1 protein-coding gene and 1 pseudogene are annotated in these 462 nt (G+C 51.7%); one reads left to right on the top strand and one right to left on the bottom strand.

Going from position 1 to position 462, the window contains the following annotated elements:
- The coding region (locus ACTHUM_RS19460) for a YicC/YloC family endoribonuclease (protein WP_440403936.1) at positions 1–152 on the bottom strand (152 nt) is incomplete at its 3' end.
- 172 nt (positions 153–324) lie between these two features.
- On the opposite strand from ACTHUM_RS19460, the pseudogene ACTHUM_RS19455 reads away from it, so the two are divergent.
- Positions 325–462, top strand: a pseudogene (locus ACTHUM_RS19455) (ribonuclease PH); the annotation flags it as partial.

Below are 462 nucleotides of genomic sequence, written 5' to 3'. Positions count from 1 at the left end.
GCGGCAATCTGCTCGCGCAATGCGCCTTCCAAATAGCGCAACTCTTCCGGCATACGGAATTGGACATCCAAATAACGATGGTTGACTGCGCGGATTTCCAAATTAATCCGCTTGCCGCCGCATTCGCCTGCGGCATTGGCAAAGCCGGTCATGCTGTGGATTTGAATATTTCGTCTTGTAGCCATGGTTTTACTCCGTTTCCAAATACGAGTGAAAGTATGGACACTATAACACACCCGACCGACGATTTTCAGACGGCCTTTGATGCCAAATTCCTCTATAATTCAAGGCAACCTATTTTTCATTCCGCCCCAAAGGATCATCATGAGCGACTACACCCGCACCGGCCGCGCCGCCGACAGCCTGCGCGACATCAAAATTACCCCCAATTTCCTCCCCCATGCCGACGGCTCCTGCCTTATTGAGTGCGGCAACACCAAAGTGATTTGCACTGCCTCCATC

Source organism: Neisseria sp. P0021.S006 (assembly GCF_051956895.1).
Note: the sequence above shows the minus strand (reverse complement) of the source record. Positions and strands in the feature narration are given on the sequence as shown.